This is a genomic window from Streptococcus infantis (assembly GCF_047464415.1).
GTDB classification, from domain to species: Bacteria; Bacillota; Bacilli; order Lactobacillales; family Streptococcaceae; genus Streptococcus; species Streptococcus infantis_AE.
The window spans coordinates 1-14930 of record NZ_JASHBX010000012.1 but is presented as its reverse complement, the minus strand read 5'-3'; the positions used below and the strand labels follow the sequence as shown (position 1 = coordinate 14930).

The 14930-nt window shown below is 40.6% G+C and carries 15 protein-coding genes; 5 read left to right on the top strand and 10 right to left on the bottom strand.

The features are described from left to right. The first annotated feature begins 87 nt into the window (after positions 1–87). Positions 88–1428, top strand: a complete 1341-nt coding sequence (locus QM460_RS07730; RefSeq protein ID WP_414289719.1) for a sodium-dependent transporter — start codon at positions 88–90, stop codon at positions 1426–1428. 41 nt (positions 1429–1469) lie between these two features. Here the strand turns inward: QM460_RS07730 and manA are convergent, their stop codons facing one another. The 8 genes from manA to QM460_RS07690 all read right to left on the bottom strand — a co-directional run bounded on the left by manA (position 1470) and on the right by QM460_RS07690 (position 9893). Then, the gene (manA, locus tag QM460_RS07725; protein WP_414289718.1) at positions 1470–2414 is read right to left on the bottom strand and encodes a mannose-6-phosphate isomerase, class I; all 945 of its coding nucleotides are present in this window, start codon (positions 2412–2414) and stop codon (positions 1470–1472) included. A 120-nt stretch (positions 2415–2534) separates the two neighbouring features. Next, the gene (locus QM460_RS07720; protein WP_414289717.1) at positions 2535–3431 is read right to left on the bottom strand and encodes a family 1 glycosylhydrolase; all 897 of its coding nucleotides are present in this window, start codon (positions 3429–3431) and stop codon (positions 2535–2537) included. Positions 3432–3597: 166 nt separating this feature from the next. Next, the gene (locus QM460_RS07715; RefSeq protein ID WP_414289716.1) at positions 3598–4176 is read right to left on the bottom strand and encodes a DUF3592 domain-containing protein; all 579 of its coding nucleotides are present in this window, start codon (positions 4174–4176) and stop codon (positions 3598–3600) included. A 151-nt stretch (positions 4177–4327) separates the two neighbouring features. Further along, positions 4328–4675: a VOC family protein gene (locus QM460_RS07710; protein ID WP_045763233.1), complete on the bottom strand. Its 348-nt coding sequence runs from the start codon at positions 4673–4675 to the stop codon at positions 4328–4330. Between the two features lie 109 nt (positions 4676–4784). Continuing rightward, the gene (gene spxB, locus QM460_RS07705) at positions 4785–6560 is read right to left on the bottom strand and encodes a pyruvate oxidase (protein WP_084975676.1); all 1776 of its coding nucleotides are present in this window, start codon (positions 6558–6560) and stop codon (positions 4785–4787) included. Between the two features lie 323 nt (positions 6561–6883). Then, positions 6884–9106, bottom strand: a complete 2223-nt coding sequence (locus QM460_RS07700; protein WP_414289715.1) for a heavy metal translocating P-type ATPase — start codon at positions 9104–9106, stop codon at positions 6884–6886. 9 nt (positions 9107–9115) lie between these two features. Next, positions 9116–9487 (bottom strand): cupredoxin domain-containing protein, encoded by a 372-nt coding sequence (locus QM460_RS07695; RefSeq protein WP_414289714.1) that lies wholly within the window; start codon positions 9485–9487, stop codon positions 9116–9118. A 10-nt stretch (positions 9488–9497) separates the two neighbouring features. Continuing rightward, entirely contained in the window at positions 9498–9893 is a 396-nt protein-coding gene (locus tag QM460_RS07690) for a CopY/TcrY family copper transport repressor (RefSeq protein WP_414289713.1), read from the bottom strand. 207 nt (positions 9894–10100) lie between these two features. Here QM460_RS07690 and QM460_RS07685 point away from each other — a divergent pair, with 207 nt between their 5' ends. Genes QM460_RS07685 through QM460_RS07670 form a run of 4 tightly spaced genes read left to right on the top strand, consistent with a single transcriptional unit; the run spans position 10101 to position 13062 of the window. Further along, positions 10101–10781 carry an amino acid ABC transporter permease gene (locus QM460_RS07685; RefSeq protein WP_000384100.1) on the top strand — a complete coding sequence of 227 codons (681 nt, stop codon included), beginning with the start codon at positions 10101–10103 and terminating at the stop codon, positions 10779–10781. Next, positions 10741–11418 carry an amino acid ABC transporter permease gene (locus tag QM460_RS07680; protein ID WP_045763229.1) on the top strand — a complete coding sequence of 226 codons (678 nt, stop codon included), beginning with the start codon at positions 10741–10743 and terminating at the stop codon, positions 11416–11418. The genes QM460_RS07685 and QM460_RS07680 overlap by 41 nt, the downstream gene beginning before the upstream one ends. Further along, positions 11419–12177, top strand: coding sequence for an amino acid ABC transporter ATP-binding protein (locus QM460_RS07675; RefSeq protein ID WP_060956040.1), 759 nt, complete (start codon positions 11419–11421; stop codon positions 12175–12177). It begins immediately after the preceding gene. Between the two features lie 18 nt (positions 12178–12195). Beyond that, positions 12196–13062, top strand: coding sequence for a cysteine ABC transporter substrate-binding protein (locus QM460_RS07670; protein ID WP_414289712.1), 867 nt, complete (start codon positions 12196–12198; stop codon positions 13060–13062). Positions 13063–13231: 169 nt separating this feature from the next. On the opposite strand, the gene pyrE is transcribed toward QM460_RS07670, so the two are convergent. Together pyrE and pyrF are read right to left on the bottom strand one after the other, a co-directional pair. Beyond that, entirely contained in the window at positions 13232–13864 is a 633-nt protein-coding gene (gene pyrE, locus QM460_RS07665) for an orotate phosphoribosyltransferase (RefSeq protein ID WP_045763222.1), read from the bottom strand. A 39-nt stretch (positions 13865–13903) separates the two neighbouring features. Further along, a complete protein-coding gene (gene pyrF / locus QM460_RS07660; RefSeq protein WP_045763221.1) occupies positions 13904–14599 on the bottom strand; it encodes an orotidine-5'-phosphate decarboxylase in 696 nt (231 codons plus the stop codon). Positions 14600–14930 lie beyond the last annotated feature (331 nt).

Genomic DNA, 14930 nt, shown 5'->3' with positions numbered 1-14930 from the left:
AAAAAGCTCATAAAGAGTCATTGAGAGAAGGCTATTTGACAACTCAAGTAGCCTTTTCTTATTTTAAAAATAGATCGGAGTTTTACTATGTCTGAAAAATCGCAATGGGGCTCGAAACTGGGCTTCATCCTTGCGTCTGCTGGTTCTGCTATTGGTCTTGGAGCTGTTTGGAAGTTTCCATACATGACTGCAGCCAATGGTGGAGGAGGATTTTTACTGGTCTTTCTCATCTCAACGATTTTAATTGGTTTCCCACTTTTGCTCGCTGAATTTGCCCTCGGTCGGAGCGCTGGCGTGTCAGCAATCAAAACCTTTGGAAAATTGGGCGATAACAAGAACTACAATTTTATCGGTTGGATCGGTGCCTTTGCCCTTTTCATCCTCTTATCCTTTTACAGTGTTATTGGAGGATGGGTTTTAGTCTATCTAGGTATCGCTATTGCTAAAGCCTTCCAAGTTGGGATTAGCAGTGATTATGCCCAGCTCTTCACAGACATTATTTCAAATCCATGGATTGCTCTTGGTTCCCAATCCCTCTTCATCTTCCTCAACATCTTTATCGTATCTAAGGGAGTTCAAAAAGGGATTGAAAGAGCATCGAAAGTTATGATGCCCCTGCTCTTTATCATCTTTGTCATTATCATTGGGCGCTCTCTCAGCTTGCCAAATGCCATGGAAGGTGTAGTTTACTTCCTCAAACCTGACTTTTTAAAACTGACAAGTGCTGGACTCCTCTATGCTCTGGGACAATCTTTCTTTGCATTATCCCTCGGGGTTACAGCCATGTTGACCTATGCTTCTTACTTGGATAAGAAAACCAATCTGGTCCAATCAGGTATGTCCATCGTTGCCATGAACATCTCTGTATCCATCATGGCAGGATTAGCTATTTTCCCAGCTATGTCAGCCTTTAACATCCAGTCTGAAGGTGGTCCAAGTCTCCTCTTTATTGTCTTGCCTCAACTCTTTGACAAGATGCCTTTTGGAAGTATTTTCTACATCCTTTTCCTATTGCTTTTCCTCTTTGCGACAGTCACTTCTTCTGTCGTAATGCTGGAAATCAATGTAGGCAACATCACCAACCAAGACAATTGTAGACGTACTAAGTGGAGTATGATTTTAGGTGTTTTAACTTTTGTATTTGGTATCCCCTCAGCCCTATCCTACGGAGTCATGGCAGACGTTCAAATCTTTGGAAAGACCTTCTTTGATGCCATGGACTTCTTGGTTTCTAATCTCCTCATGCCCTTTGGTGCCCTCTGCTTGTCTCTCTTTACAGGATATATTTTCAAAAAAGCATTGGCTATGGAGGAACTCCATCTTGATGAAACACCGTGGAAACAAGGACTTTTCCAAGTCTGGCTCTTCCTTCTTCGTTTTATCATCCCAATCATTATCATCGTGGTCTTTATCGCCCAGTTTATGTAACTATAAAAAGGACTTGAGTAATGAACTCAGGTCCTTTCTTTTTACGGATGGCTAACAATCAATTCCAAATCTTGTCCTTCAAGTGTCCAAGTTTCAACATCACTTGGTAAGATAAAGTGGCTACCTTTTTGAATTGGATAATCTTTACTGTCCACAGTCAGTTTCCCTTGACCAGCCAAGACACTCAACAAGCTGTAATCAGCTGTTTTTTCAAAGTCAACTTTTCCAGTAATTTCCCACTTGTAAACTGCGAAGAAATCATTTGATACAAGAAGAGTTGAACGCAAATCATCTGCTTTAACAGTTACAGGACGGCTGTTAGCAGGCTCACCAATATTTAAAACATCAATGGATTTTTCAAGATGAAGCTCGCGCAAGTTACCATTATCATCCTTACGGTCAAAGTCATAGACACGGTAGGTTGTATCACTAGACTGTTGCGTTTCAAGGATCAAGATACCTGCTCCAATAGCATGCATGGTTCCACTTGGAACATAGAAGAAATCTCCAGCTTTTACAGGAACTTTTGTTAACAAGGCATCCCAGTTTTTATCTTCGATTTGCTGGCGGAGTTCTTCTTTTGACTTAGCGTTATGGCCGTAAATAATTTCTGAACCCTCATCTGCAGCAATAATGTACCAACATTCTGTTTTTCCGAGTTCGCCCTCATGCTCTAGTCCATAAGCATCATCTGGGTGAACTTGAACACTGAGCCAGTCATTGGCATCAAGGATTTTGGTCAAGAGCGGAAATACAGGTTCTGGACGGTTGCCAAACAACTCACGGTGTTCTGCATACAAAGTAGCGAGGTCTGTTCCTTGATAGCGGCCATTAGCTACCTTAGACACTCCATTTGGATGAGCTGAGATGGCCCAATACTCACCAATCTTTTCATTTGGAATGTCGTAGCCAAACTCATCACGTAGTTTAGTACCACCCCAGATTTTTTCTTGCATTACAGAATTTAAAAATAACGGTTCTGACATGTTGATCTCCTGTCTGATTTTTCTCCCTTCATTATAGCAAAAAAAGAGTTCTAGTTGAACTCTTTTTCATATCTTATAAAGTAGGGAGAAGATTTTATAAAAATAGTGAATAAATGTGTTCTACTCAATGCTTGCACCATTACTGGCAATGACCTCCTTGTACCAGTAGAAGGACTTCTTCTTGCTACGTTTGAGACTTCCATGACCAGCATTATCACGATCCACATAGATAAATCCATAGCGTTTGTTCATTTCGCCTGTTCCAGCTGACACCAAATCAATACAACCCCAAGTCGTATAACCAAGCAAGTCAACCCCGTCTTGGAAAATAGCATCTCGCATAGCCTTGATGTGGGCCTCTAGATAAGCAATCCTATAGTCATCTGCTACATAACCATTCTCATCCGGTGTATCAATAGCACCGAGGCCATTCTCTACGATGAACATGGGCTTTTGGTAACGATCCCAGATGGCATTGAGGGTGATTCGAAGCCCAAGTGGGTCAATCTGCCATCCCCATTCTGAGGATTCTAGATAGGGATTTTTGAGAGAGGCAAAAACATTTCCAGCTGTTAATTCTTTAACTTCTGGATCACCTGAGGCCACTCGACTTGCATAGTAAGAGAAGGAAACAAAGTCAACAGTATAATTCTTCAACAAGTCTTCATAAAAGGCTAGACCAGCTTCATTTGGCTCTGCTTCATCTCCTTTGGGGAATATTCTTGTCCAAGCAATAGAAAGTCGATAAGTCTTAAAGCCCATTTCCGCAAAAAGGGCAATATCTTCCTTGTAATGATGGTACATATCAATGGCTTCTTTTGCTGGGTAAAAATAGCCTTCCTCAAACGAGAACATCTTTTTCTGACCTGTGATTATGGCTTCACGGTCCTTTCCGATTGGAACAACATCAACATTCGCCAACCCACGACCGTCTATATTATAAGCACCCTCACATTGATTAGCTGCCGTAGCACCACCCCAGAGGAAACCCTCTGGAAATTGTAGTATTTCTGTCATCACTTTACCTCACATGATTTAGTACTACTATTATACTATCAAACATTTAAATAAAGCTGAAATAGCCCCCAAAAATGTTTTAAGAAAAGCATTTTCTTTACAAAAAAGCTTCTACGATGAACATAGAAGCCAAATAGGGTAGTTGAAGTTTGTATACAAAACTGCTTTATTTCATAAGATTTGGAAGAATGAACATGATAAAGAAAGCTAGAGCAACCATAATAAAAACATTAAGATAGATAAAACATTTTGCCAACCATGCATATCGCCCAGGTCTTAGTGGTCTTTCTACATAGGAATATTTTGGTTTTTTAGGATCATAATAAACAGCAACTTTTCCACCAATTGGAAAGCGTTCCTTAAGAGGAGATTTTGTAAAAGACAAAAAACTATTCCCCTTAACTTTGTATCTTAAAACTTGTGGAATTTCACCATTTTCAAAATTATCCGTTTTTACATCAGATACGATTGAACCTAAGGGAGTACTGATTGTATTTGAAATAGCAGATAGAAATTTAGGCCCTACGACCTTGTATTGGTTTCCATCAACAGTGTATTCAACAACTGGGAGACTAATCCCATTATAAAGAGCATAGGAATATCGGATAATAACTCCTTCCGTTCTTTCGGTACATCTCTTGGCATTGCTATAATCACTAAATATAAAATAGGAAAACATAAAATAGGTGAAGGCAGCAAAACCTAACATCATTAAGCCAATTAATAGAAAGAAAGTTGTTGGCATATTTTTCTCCTTAGAACATTGTTATGAAGCTATTTTAACAAATTTAACAGAAAAGACAAGAAAAAGACCGGATTAATCCGATCTTTCAATAGTTCATAGCGCACATTCTTTTTTAAGAATCATTATGGTTAACTTCAAATGACTAAGCGTCCTATTTCATACGATAAAAATCAATCACTAGACCTGCAGGGCCACTTACTAGCAGGGATTCGGTTCCCCAATCAGTTACAACTGGCCCATGTAAAATCTCAATCCCTAATTCTTTCAAACGCTTTTGATTCTGTTCCAAATCTTCAACTTCAATGTGTAGAATGATTCCTGACTGAAAATTTTCCAAAGGTATCAAATGATTTTGTGATAACATGAGGCAGTGACTGCCAATCGTGAACTGAGCAAAACCATCATCAACATAGTCTGCCTTCTTATCCAAGATACGCTCCAAGTCAGAACAGATCTGGGGAACATTTGAAACGATAATATCTAATTGATTTAAATTCATTTACTATCCTCCATAAAAAGACCGGATTTCTCCGATCTTTTAAGTTTCTCTCTAAGAAAATCAAAGCATAAAATTTACAATGTTTACTTTTGATTTTCCACAAGAGAAATTATTTGATTGCGCGTGATTGCAACCCTTCTTCTTCCAAGAAGAGACGGAATGGTACGAGTTCTTCTGCTTCGTATTTTTCCTTGAAGGCTTTGATTGCTTCTTCTGAGTGAAGTTTTGGATCCAATTCAAGTACTTCTACTGGAAGTGGACGATGTGGAGTGATGTGAGCATCGATAACAACAGTTTTACCTTCTTTGTTCAATTTAACAGCTTCAGCAACGACTGCGTCGATGTCTTCGATACGGTCAACTGTAAATCCAATAGCTCCTTGAGCTTCAGCGATTTTCGCATAGTCAGCATTAGGGAAGTCACAACCAAACAAGTGTTTGTTTGTGTCTTCGTATTTGTCCTTGATGAAGGCATATTTACCATTTGAGAAGACAACGTTGATAACTGGAAGGTCGTATTGAACGTTTGTGATCACGTCTGGGTAGCACATGTTGAATGCACCGTCACCCATGATGTTCCATACTTGGCGATCTGGATTGTCTTTCTTAGCAGCGATACCACCAGGAAGGGCAATACCCATTGTCGCGAAGAGTGGAGATGTACGCCACATGTTCTTAGGTGTCATGTGAAGGTGACGAGTAGATGTTTGAGTAGTGTCACCTACGTCGATTGAATAGATAGCGTCTTGATCAGCATGTTTGTTGATTGCATTGTAAACTTGATACAATTGCAATTCACCTTCAGTTTTACCTTCGAGTTTGTTCATGTAATCACGCCAGTTTTGGTTATTCTTAACGTTTGCACGCCACCATGGAGTAGATTCAACTGGATTCACTTTGTCAAGGATTGCTTTCGCTGCTTGACCTGCATCACCAAGGATTGAAGCGTCTAGGGCATGACGTTTACCAAGTTTGTAAGGGTCGATATCCACTTGGATGAATTTTTCAGTATTCTTGAATGCTTCGTAAACTTCAGCAAATGGGAAGTTTGAACCAAGGAAAAGAACTGTGTCTGCTTCAAAGACCACTTCGTTAGCTGGTTTCCAACCAACACGGTAAGCAGAACCTGTCAAACCTTCATAGTTCCATTCGAAAGCTTCAAAGTTTTTACCAGTTGTGATGATTGGTGCTTTGATTTTACGTGACAATTCAGTAATCACTTCACCTGCTTTAACACCACCGTAACCAGCATAGATAACTGGACGTTCAGCATTGTTCAAGATTTCAACTGCTTTGTCAATTTCAACTTCGTTCAAAGCAGGAGCGATGAATGAACGTTCGTATGAACCTGAACCGTAGTATGAGTTTTCGTCGATTTCTTGGAAACCAAAGTTTACTGGAATTTCAACAACGGCTGGACCTTTTTTAGAAACGGCAGCACGGCAAGCTTCGTCGATAACTTTTGGTAATTGCTCTGCGTAAGCTACACGTTTGTTGTAAACAGCGATACCGTTGTACATTGGGTTTTGGTTTAATTCTTGGAAAGCATCCATGTTTAATTCATTAACAGGACGTGATCCAAGGATAGCAAGGAATGGAGTGTTATCCATAGCTGCATCGTAAACACCGTTGATCAAGTGAGTCGCACCTGGACCACCTGAACCAACTGCAACACCAATAGATCCGCCAAATTTAGCCTGCATAACTGCTGCAAGAGCACCTGTTTCTTCGTGGCGAACTTGCAAGAAACGGATATCTTTGTCTTCAGCCAAAGCGTCCATTAGTGAGCTGAGTGTTCCTGATGGGATACCGTAGATTGTGTCTACGCCCCATGTTTTCAATACGTTAAGCATTGCTGCAGATGCAGTAATTTTCCCTTGAGTCATAATGATAACTCTCCTTAAAAGTTAATTTGATGAATAATAAAAGCGCTTTTATATGTTTTTTGAAAACGATTCAGTAAATTTACACTCCTAATTTATCACATTTACTTTTAGTTTCATAAGAATGTGCTCAGAAAACTTCATTCTCTATTACAGTACAGATTGAAAACGTTTTGAAAATCTGTTTTAGAATAGCAAAAAAGCGGTTAAGACCGCCTTTTTATACTCAATGAAAATCAAAGAGCAAACTAGGAAGCTAGCCGCAGGCTGTACTTGAGTACGGCAAGGTGAAGCTGACGTGGTTTGAATTTGATTTTCGAAGAGTATTAATCGACTTTAGTAAAATTAAGCATAAGAGAGCTGATTAAAACAGAGACTGAACTAAAGGCCATGGCTAATCCTGCAAGTTCTGGATTGAGCACCAAACCGAGTCCTGAAAAGACTCCTGCTGCAACTGGAATACCGATAAGGTTATAGATAAAGGCCCAGAAAAGATTGAGTAGAATACGATTAAAGGTCTTCTTACTCATATCAAAAGCACGCGCCAATCCTAGTAAATTGTTGGTTGTAAGGACAAGGTCTGCTGATTCGATAGCAATATCTGTTCCAGAGCCCATGGCAATTCCGACATCAGCTACACTGAGGGCTGGCGCATCATTGATGCCATCTCCGACAAAGGCCAATTTGCCATTCTTTTGAAGCTTGTGAATTTCATGCGCCTTTTCTTCTGGCAAGACATTTGCGATTACTTCTTCTATTCCAATTTGCTCTGCAATAGCATGGGCTACTCCAGCATTATCTCCGGTAAGCATGACCGTTCTAAGACCACGTTTTTTCAATTTAGCAATTGCTTCTTTAGCATTTCCCTTAGGAACATCTTGCAAGGCAAGTAAGCCTTTTAGCTCTCCATCAACGGATAAGAAGACAACTGTTTTCGCTTCTTTCTCAAGCAAATCAAATCGTTCTTGATAGTCACTCGGAATATCAAGGTCAGCTAATAGTTTAGCATTCCCAAGCAAGACTTGTTTACCATTAATAGTCCCAGTCACACCTTTCCCATGCAAGGCTTGGAAGTTTTCTACTGGATAAAGACTGATTCCTAATTCAGACGCACGATTGACAACAGCTTGAGCTAGCGGGTGTTGAGAGGCATCTTCTAATGAGGCAGCCAAACTTAACACTTCTCTTTCATCACCGATAACATCTGTCACTACTGGTTTTCCTTCTGTCAAGGTTCCAGTTTTATCAAAAACAACCGTTTGAACTTTTTGGATTTCCTGTAAAACTGTACCGTTTTTGAGGAGAACCCCCATCTTAGCACTTCGTCCTGTTCCTACCATAAGTGCTGTCGGTGTCGCAAGTCCCAGAGCACAAGGGCAGGCAATAATCAAAACAGCAACTCCGTAAAGAAGGGAAGTCACAAAGCTTTCACCAAGCAAGACAAACCAGATCCAGAAAGTAAGGAGGCCTAAAATGACAACTGCTGGTACGAAAATTCCAGAAATCTTGTCTGTCAAGTCTTGTATAGGAGCACGACTCGTTTGGGCTTTCTTCACAAAGTCTACAATCTGAGCCAACATAGTCTCAGAACCAACTTTTTCAGCTTTAAAAATGATCGTACCACTGTTATTGATGGTTGACCCAATAACAGCATCACCAACTGACTTATCGACCGGTATACTTTCCCCAGTCACCATTGATTCATCAATACTCGTTTCACCTTCTATTACAGTCCCATCAACGGCAATTTTCTCACCTGGTCGAACGCGAATGAGATCCCCAACTTTGACTTGTTCTAGAGGAATTTGAACATAAACATCATCACGCAAAACTTCCGCTGTTTTTGCTTGTAAGTCTAATAATTTTTCAACTGCCTGCGAAGCATTTTTGCGCATGCGTTCTTCAAATACTGCGCCTAAAAGAACGAAGAAGAGGATAAAACCTGCACTTTCAAAATATACTGGTAAGCCTGCAAAAAGAGCAAATAAACTATAGACGTAGGCTACTAAGGTTCCAAGAGCTACCAAGGTATCCATGTTAGCATTATGTTTCTTAAAGCTAGCCCAAGCACTTCTGATATAAGGAACTCCAGCTACCAGCATAATGGGTGTTGTAGCCAAGAAGGTACCCCAGTGCATAACTGGGTGACTGATACTGCCAGTCAGCATACCAAGCATGATAAGGACTAATGGTAGCGTAAAAATGCTGGTAATCCAAAAACGTTGCAACAGACTGAGAGACTTTTTAGTTTTTTCAACAACGGTGTAGGTTCCCTTTTGCATTTTCATGCCACATGAGAATTCATGTTCACCCAAGTCTTGAGGAGTAAAGCGAATGACTTTTTCCTCATCTTGAGCGATTGGTTCTAGAATCCCTTCTTCTTCGAAAAGAATTTCTTTATAGCAGTTTGATGGTGTCACACGGTGAAAGGTAATCTCAGCAGGAATTCCTTTTTGTAGTTGAATATGGGCTGGATGATAGCCTTTTTCTGCTTTGATACGGATTTTTTGAACACCATTTTCAAGACTTGCCTTTACAATTTCGGTCATATCCTTCTCCTATTCTACAATCATCTTACCGTGCATCATGTTCATGCCACAAGAGAAACCATATTCTCCCGCTTCTTCAGGAGTGATTTCAACCACATATTGGTCTCCCATAGGCAGATCAGCATGTACACCAAAGTCTGGAAATACAATTTGGTCCAAGCAAGGTGACGGATCTTTTCGATCAAAAATAATGCGAGCAGGTTGAGATTTTTTGAGGATAATGGTTCCTGGAGTATAGCCTCCCATGACTTCCACTCGAATTTCCTGATAGCCATTCTTTTGTTGGGCTCTCTTTCCGTCTTCTTGCGGTTTTTGGAAAAACCAAAAGAGGATAAAAGCGATCATTCCTAGAACAATTATAGATACAAATAGATTTAACATAGCGTCTCCTTTACATACAATTACATCTTACTTCTGCCACAGCACTTGCTTTTTTATTTGCAATCACTTCTTCCAAACCTTCCAAATCAGCTAGGGTAAAGTCACATTCTTCAATCAAATCAGCTAGTAAGAGCTTTATTCTGCGAGAACAAAGCTTGTCTTTGATATCTTGGACAAGTAACTTCTTGCTATCTTCCTGCGTCAACAGAGCTGAATAGATAAAGGACTTGCCCTGCTTTTCCCGAGTCAAACATTCTTTCTCCACCAAACGTGCCAAAAGTGTCTGGATCGTGGACTTAGACCAGCTGAATCTTTTTTCTAATACTTTTATCAGATCCGTACTAGTCTGCTCGCCCTGCATCCAGATAATCTTCATGACCTGCCATTCTGCATCTGAAATCTGCATCGTCATTCCCTCCAAAATCTACATTCGTCAATTACAATTATTACTATACACCTATAATCTACATTTGTCAACCAAAGAAATCACATTTTTAAAATTTATCGCCGCTATAAATATTTTTTATCGCCACAATAAAAAATACATATTATCCAAAGCTCTCTTTTAATGCTACAATAACTGTATCATTTTCCTAGATGGGAGGTTCTACTTTTGGATTGGTCCATTGTTGAACAATATCTACCACTCTATCAAAAGGCATTCTTTCTGACCTTGCATATTGCAGTTTGGGGAATTCTAGGTTCTTTTTTGCTAGGGCTCATCGTCAGCGTCATCCGGCATTACCGCCTTCCTGTTTTCTCACAGTTGGCAACAGCCTATATAGAATTGTCACGAAATACACCCCTTTTGATACAACTTTTCTTTCTCTACTTTGGTCTACCTCGAATAGGGATTGTTCTTTCTTCAGAAGTCTGTGCAACAGTCGGGCTCATCTTCTTAGGTGGTTCCTACATGGCAGAATCCTTCCGAAGCGGGCTAGAAGCCGTCAGTCAAACCCAGCATGAAATAGGTTTAGCCATTGGCCTCACACCATTTCAGGTCTTTCGCTACGTGGTTCTTCCACAAGCGACTGCGGTGGCTCTACCATCCTTTAGTGCCAATGTTATTTTCCTGATCAAGGAAACTTCTGTCTTTTCAGCAGTTGCCCTTGCTGACCTTATGTACGTTGCTAAGGATTTGATTGGACTCTATTATGAGACAGATATTGCGCTGGCTATGTTGGTGGTTGCTTACCTCATCATGCTTCTACCAATTTCACTAGTCTTTAGCTGGATAGAAAGGAGACTCCGTCATGCAGGATTCGGGAATGCAAGTACTCTTTCAGGGAAATAATCTCCTGAGAATTTTACAGGGATTGGGAGTCACAATTGGGATTTCTATCCTGTCTGTCCTCTTATCCATGATTTTCGGAACGGTGATGGGAATTATCATGACTTCTCATTCTAGAGTGATTCGTTTCTTGACTCGTTTTTATCTAGAATTTATCCGGATCATGCCCCAGCTGGTGCTCCTTTTCATCGTTTACTTTGGTTTAGCTCGAAACTTTAATATCAATATTTCTGGGGAGACTTCTGCTATTATCGTTTTCACCCTCTGGGGAACAGCTGAGATGGGTGACTTAGTTCGTGGAGCTATCACTTCCCTGCCTAAACATCAATTTGAGAGTGGACAAGCACTTGGCTTAACTAAATTTCAACTCTACTACTACATCATCATCCCTCAGGTCTTAAGAAGATTGCTCCCACAAGCCATCAACCTTGTCACTCGGATGATTAAAACGACTTCCTTGGTTGTTTTGATTGGGGTTGTTGAAGTTACCAAAGTTGGACAACAAATTATAGATAGCAATCGTTTGACTATCCCAACCGCTTCCTTTTGGATTTATGGAACCATCCTAGTCTTGTATTTCGCGGTTTGCTTCCCTATTTCCAAACTATCTACTCACTTAGAAAAACATTGGAGGAACTAAATGTCTGAAACTATTTTAGAAATCAAGGAACTAAAAAAATCCTTCGGAGACAATCCTATCCTCCAAGGACTTTCCCTAGATGTTAAAAAGGGGGAAGTGGTCGTCATCCTAGGGCCGTCTGGTTGTGGGAAAAGTACCCTACTTCGTTGCCTCAATGGTTTAGAAAGTATTCAAGGAGGAGATATCCTGCTGGATGGCCAGTCCATCGTTGAAAATAAAAAAGATTTTCACTTGGTTCGCCAAAAAATCGGCATGGTCTTTCAAAGTTATGAACTCTTTCCTCACTTAGATGTCCTTCAAAACCTTATCTTAGGCCCTATCAAGGCTCAAGGAAGAGACAAAAAAGAAGTCACTGAAGAAGCTCTGCAACTACTAGAGCGTGTTGGACTTCTAGATAAACAACATAGCTTCGCTCGTCAATTATCTGGTGGACAAAAGCAACGGGTAGCCATCGTTCGTGCCCTTCTCATGCATCCAGAAATCATTCTTTTTGACGAGGTGACGGCTTCACTGGATCCAGAAATGGTGCGTGAGGTTCTGGAACTTATCAATGACTTGGCTCAAGAAGGGCGTACCATGATTCTGGTAACCCATGAAATGCAGTTTGCCCAAGCCATTGCGGACCGCATTATCTTCCTTGACCAAGGGAAAATTGCTGAAGAAGGAACTGCTCAGGAATTCTTTACAAATCCACAAACCAAACGAGCACAAGAATTTTTAAACGTCTTTGACTTTAGCCAGTTTGGCTCATACTTATAATAACTAAAGGAGATTATTATGAAACTACTAAAACCAATTCTAACTGTTTTTGCTCTAGCATTTGCGCTTATCTTTGTCACAGCTTGTAGTTCAGGCGGAAGCTCTGATGCTTCATCTACTAAGGCAACTGCCAAAGCTCGTACTATTGATGAAATTAAGAAAAGTGGCGAACTTCGAATCGCGGTATTTGGAGATAAAAAACCATTTGGTTATGTTGACAACGATGGTTCTTACCAAGGTTACGATATCGAACTAGGTAACCAATTAGCACAAGACCTTGGTGTGAAGGTTAAATACGTTTCTGTTGATGCTGCTAACCGTGCTGAATACTTGATTTCAAACAAGGTTGATATTACACTTGCAAACTTCACAGTTACTGACGAACGTAAAAAACAAGTTGACTTTGCCCTTCCTTACATGAAGGTTTCACTCGGTGTAGTATCTCCTAAAGATAAGGTCATCACAGATGTGAAACAATTGGAAGGAAAAACCTTGATTGTGACCAAGGGAACTACTGCTGAAACCTACTTCGAAAAGAACCATCCAGAAGTGAAACTTCAAAAATATGACCAATACAGCGATGCTTACCAAGCCCTTCTTGACGGACGTGGAGATGCCTTCTCTACTGACAATACTGAAGTATTAGCTTGGGCGCTTGAAAATAAAGGATATGAGGTAGGAATTTCTTCTCTAGGCGATCCAGATACTATTGCGCCAGCAGTCCAAAAAGGAAACCAAGAACTACTCGACTACATCAACCAAGAAATCGAAAAATTAGGTAAAGAAAACTTCTTCCACAAGGCCTATGAAAAAACACTTCACCCAACTTACGGTGACGCTGCTAAAGCAGATGACCTGGTTGTTGAAGGCGGAAAAGTTGACTAATACTCTTCGAAAATCAAATTCAAACCACGTCAGCTTCACCTTGCCGTACTCAAGTACAGCCTGCGGCTAGCTTCCTAGTTTGCTCTTTGATTTTCATTGAGTATAACATCTAATAAACATAACAAAAAGAAATCAGGTAATCCTAGTGACTACCTGATTTTTATATACCTTAAGCATTTTGCCAATTTTCTTGATCTTCTTTAAAGCGTTTTAGGAGGTCGAGTCCTTCTGGTGTGATATAGCCTTCTTCTTGAGCTAGATGAATCAGTTCGCTGTAGTTTGAAAGGGTTACTAGTTTGACACCAGCATCCGCAAAGTTCTTATCTGCTTTTGGCAATTGATAGCTGAAGATAGCCACAACTCCAAGAACATCAGCTCCTTCACGTTTAGCAGCTGCTACGGCTTCAAGAACTGAACCGCCAGTTGAAATCAAATCTTCGACAACGACCATCTTTTGTCCTTGGGCTACACGGCCTTCGATTTGATTTCCAGCACCATGGTCTTTTGGTTTGCTACGGATATAGGCAAATGGCAGATTCATCTTGTCAGCGATGATGGCACCATGAGGAATACCTGCAGTCGCTGTTCCTGCAATCACTTCTACTTCTGGGAATTCTGCCTTAATAGCTTCCACAAAACCATTTTCAATCAAGCTACGAGTATCTGGATAAGCAAGTGTCACACGGTTGTCCGTATAAATCGGTGACTTGATACCTGATGCCCAAGTAAAGGGTTCTTCTGGCTTGAGGTAAACGGCTTGAATTTTCAATAGATGGCTGGCAATATCTTTAGCAAGTGTCATGGTCTACTCCTTTTGTTTTTATAATCTATTTCTTTAATTTCAGTCTTGGTTCCACTCATCCTTGATAGCATGATAAGCTGCGACTGGATCAGTTGCTTGCGTAATCGGACGGCCAACTACGATGTAGTCACTGCCAATCTGGTAAGCTTCTCCTGGGGTTACTACCCGTTTCTGATCCCCTGCTTCTGTCCCTCTTGGGCGAATCCCTGGTGTCAGACAGATAAAGTCTTCATGAGTTGCTTGTTTGATAAGCTTGGCTTCTTGGGCCGAGCAAACGACTCCATCTAGACCAGCTTCAGCTGTTTTCTGGGCATAGTGGATAACCGACTCTTGGAGGCTGGTTTGGATATTTTGACATTCTTGCATTTGTTCCTCCGAGGTTGAGGTTAATTGGGTAACAGCTATGAGAATCCCCTTGTCTCCCAATCCTTCACGCGCTGCTTGCATCATCTCAACCCCACCTGCTGCCTGCACATTGGTCATATCAACTCCCAGGTTCGATAAAATTTTCATGGTTGATTTGACTGTATTGGGGATATCATGCAGTTTGAGATCCAAAAAGACACTATGTCCTAATGACTTCAAATAACGGACAACTTCAGGTCCTACAGCATAGTAGATTTCCATTCCTACTTTGACATAGAGCTTTTCCTCTGCTGGAAATAGGGCTAAGAACTCCTTGGCTTCTTCAAAACTTGGAAAATCCAGAGCTATGACTGGGCGACTTTCACGCATGCGTTTCTCCTTTTATCTTTCTTATCAGCCCAGCTTCCGTCAAAAAGACTACAAAAAAGGAACCTGCCAACAGCAAGGTTCCACGAAAAATGGGTAGAATCCACCCTTTCACCGTCTAACCTTAGCTGCCTCTCTGGACTGCTTTAAAGGTTTTTTACTATTCTATTATTTAAAGTGGGACTTGTCAAGTAAAAACTAGTATCCGTATGCGGTAGAATTTTTTAGAACGCCTAAATTCATAATTTTTTTAGGAGAACATCACCGAGTTTTAAAAAAAGACTGAACAAATTTCTTGCTCAGTCTTGACATTGATACATTTATCAGGTATCAT